Origin of the sequence: Paracoccus sp. (in: a-proteobacteria) (assembly GCF_047973135.1) — a bacterium.
In the GTDB taxonomy this organism is placed as follows: Bacteria; Pseudomonadota; Alphaproteobacteria; order Rhodobacterales; family Rhodobacteraceae; genus Paracoccus.
The window spans coordinates 1-3061 of record NZ_JBKEBL010000105.1 but is presented as its reverse complement, the minus strand read 5'-3'; the positions used below and the strand labels follow the sequence as shown (position 1 = coordinate 3061).

Sequence of the window (3061 nt, the reverse complement as noted above, 5' to 3'; positions counted from 1 at the left end):
TTTCTGGCCGATCCGCAGGCTGTGCTGACCGGTGCGATGCGGATGATGGACGCGCAGGCGCCGCCTGTGACCGCCCTGCCGAAGATGCGCGACGCCTCGGGCCTGCCCGCGCTGCTGTGCAAGCTGCGGAACTCGGGGCTGCCCATCAGACTGGCAGGTGATATGGAAAGCGCGCAGGAAACTGCCGCATCGGAAGGGAACCAACCTGAATGAGCCAGAATTTCCGCAGTTTCGTCATTTTCGCTGAAATGCGCACCGGCTCGAACCTGCTGGAGGCGACGCTGAATCAGGTAAAGAAAGTCACCTGCTTTGGCGAGGCGTTCAATCCTTACATGATGGGCTGGCCCGGCAAGGATGAATTGCGCGGCGTGACCCGCCAGCAACGCGATGCCGATCCGATGGTCCTGCTGGCTGCCCTGACCGGTCGCGACGACCATCTGTCGGGCTTTCGCTATTTTCACGATCACGACCCGCGCGTATTCGACACGATCATCGAGGACCGGCGCTGCGCCAAGATCGTGCTGACCCGCAATCCGCTGGACAGCTATGTCTCGACCCGGCTGGCCTATGAGACGAACCAGTGGAAGCTGAACGAGACCGAAACCCCCGCCGAAATCGCCATCACCTATGACGGCGAGGAATTTCGCCGCAACCTTGCTGCGGTCGAGGAATTTCAACACCGCGTGATGAACCGATTGCAGGTCAGCGGCCAGTCGGGTTTCTGGCTGGGCTATGACGATTTGCGCGACCGGGCTGTGATGACGGGGCTGCTCAACTGGCTGGGCCGGGCCGATGTGCAGGATCTGTCGCCCGCCAGCGATCAGGTGCCGCAGAACCCGCGCGAAATGTCGCAAAAGGTATGCAATTTTGCTGAAATGCAGGCGGATTTGCACCGGCTGGACCCCTTTGGCCTGAACGGAATCCCGAATTTCGAACCGGCGCGGGGCCCCGCAGTTCCCAGCTTTCTTGGCTGCGAGGCGGGCAGGGGGCTGCTGTTCATGCCGGTTCCGGGCGGGCCGGTCGATGCGGTGGCGGAATGGATGCGGGCACAGGGGACGGTCAGCGATGGTTTCACCCAGAACAGCCTGCGCCAGTGGAAGCGCGCGCATCCCGGCCATCGCAGCTTTACCGTACTGCGTCACCCGCTGCATCGTGCCTGGGACGCGTTCGGGAAATTGCTGACCTCGGCCCGGCCCGATCTGCGGCAGTTGCTGCGTGATGTGCATCGTCTGGCCCTGCCCGATGATGCCAGCCTGCCCGGCCTGACGGACGACCTCCGTGCCGCGCTGTTCGCCGATTTCCTGCATTTCCTGCGCCGCAATCTGAACGGCCAGACCACTCTGCCGGTCCATCCGCAATGGGCCAGCCAGACCGAAGTGATCGCCGGTTTTTCCCGCTTTGCGCAGCCTGACATGCTGATCCGCGAGGACAGGCTGGCTGGCGATCTGGATTTTCTATGTCAGGCGGTGGGGATCTCCGGGCCATGTCCGATGCCCGCGCCGCCCGATTATCCGGCGTTCCTGTCGCAACCCTCGCTGATCGAAGCCGCGCAGAACGCCTATCGCCGCGACTACGTGAGCTTTGGCTTTTCCGACCAGCCATAGGAACGCATCCCCGACCGCACAAGATTTGCGTCCCGCGATGGCCGGGGGCGTTGCACCCCCCGGACCCCCCGCCTTCTGCCGTGCCCCACCCGGCCCTCGCCATCAGCAGACCGCCCGCCAGTCCGTCGGCAAATTCAGGAAACGCGCCATACCGGCTCATATAGCCTGACGCATATGAAGCGATTATCCTGTCTGGATATGACCTTTTGATTTCACGCTGATGCTACGCAGATTTTGTGATCAGGATCAGCTTCAGTCAGCAGCGTCGGGTACGGGTCAATCCAAGGGGCGGCCGGTATCAGCCGTAATCATAGACGCCCCGGCCCGAGGACATGCCAAGCCGGCCCTTGTCGATAAATTCGGATTTGACGAACTCGGCCACGGCAGCGGCCTGATCGTCCTTATAAGCGGCGGCCCAGCCTTTCGCGATGTGATAGGCCGCGTTCATGCCGACCATATCCAGCATCCGCATCGGCCCGATCGCCGATTTGTTGCAGATCTCCCATGTGCGGTCGATGCTTTCGGCATCGCAGACGCCCTTTCGCAACAGATCGATCCCCGCGATCAGCCACGGGATCAGCAGCGAGTTCAGCACATAGCCGGGCTGTTCGCGGCGTAGTTCGACGGGGACAAGCCCGATCTCGGTCGCGAAGGCGGTGATCGCCTTGCGACTTTCGGGCGCTGTGCCGGGATGGCCCATTACCTCGCCGATATTGGCGTCCCAGACATCGACGCAAAAATGCAACGCCAGGAATTTCTCGGGGCGATCGACCGCGCTGGTCATGTCGCTGAGCAGCAGGGACGAGGTGTTCGAGGCAAAGATCGTTTCGGCATCGGCCAGCTCCGATGCCTGCCGCCAGAATTCAAGCTTGATCCCCAGATCCTCGGGAACCTGTTCGATGATCAGGCCGACACCATCCAGCGCCGCCTTCAGATCGGTCGTATAAGAGATTCGCGCCTGTGCTTCGGCTACCTTCCCGGCACTCAGCCGGTCCTGTGCGACAAAGCGGTCGCCGAAATCCTTGTGAAAGGCGCGGCTGTGGGTCAGGCCCTGTTCGGACACGTCATAGACGGTCACGGTCTTGCCATGGGTGGCCGCCTGCCAGGCGACCTGCGACCCCATGACTCCGCCGCCTGCGACGACGATATTGCCGATGCTCATCTTTCCACCTCTTTCTGACAGATCGGTTTACGCGCCGTTGCTGCACGGCACCAACGCCGGACTTGCCGCCGGACATATCCGGACCTTGTCGCCTCTCTGCCTCTGAATGGAAAGGTGGCAAAGCGTCCCGGCGGCTGCGCCGCTGTCAGCGGGATTGTGCGTGATATTCCGGGTTCGGCTGAATATCCGTCCCGATGGCCATGCGGTTCGACATGGCGTAATAGGATGCGGTCGCCACGATGTCCCAGATGCCCCGGTCGCTGAAGCCGTGGTCGCGCAGGTTCTGGCGGTCGGC

Annotated in this window: 2 protein-coding genes and 1 pseudogene; 2 read left to right on the top strand and 1 reads right to left on the bottom strand. The window is 62.4% G+C overall.

Translation table 11 applies throughout. The annotated features are described in order from the left end of the window. Positions 1–213: pseudogene (locus tag ACK5L9_RS08210) on the top strand (hypothetical protein); the annotation flags it as partial. Beyond that, positions 210–1604, top strand: a complete 1395-nt coding sequence (locus ACK5L9_RS08205) for a hypothetical protein (protein WP_416910981.1) — start codon at positions 210–212, stop codon at positions 1602–1604. The pseudogene ACK5L9_RS08210 and the gene ACK5L9_RS08205, both read left to right, overlap by 4 nt. A gap of 298 nt (positions 1605–1902) precedes the next feature. On the opposite strand, the gene ACK5L9_RS08200 is transcribed toward ACK5L9_RS08205, so the two are convergent. Further along, the gene (locus tag ACK5L9_RS08200; protein ID WP_416910980.1) at positions 1903–2766 is read right to left on the bottom strand and encodes a 3-hydroxyacyl-CoA dehydrogenase; all 864 of its coding nucleotides are present in this window, start codon (positions 2764–2766) and stop codon (positions 1903–1905) included. Positions 2767–3061: the final 295 nt, after the last annotated feature.

Excerpts from the sequence above, each read along its gene's own strand:
- ACK5L9_RS08200 (WP_416910980.1), bottom strand. The coding sequence starts at position 2,766 with ATGAGCATCGGCAATATCGTCGTCGCAGGCGGCGGAGTCATGGGGTCG.
- ACK5L9_RS08205 (WP_416910981.1), top strand. The coding sequence starts at position 210 with ATGAGCCAGAATTTCCGCAGTTTCGTCATTTTCGCTGAAATGCGCACC.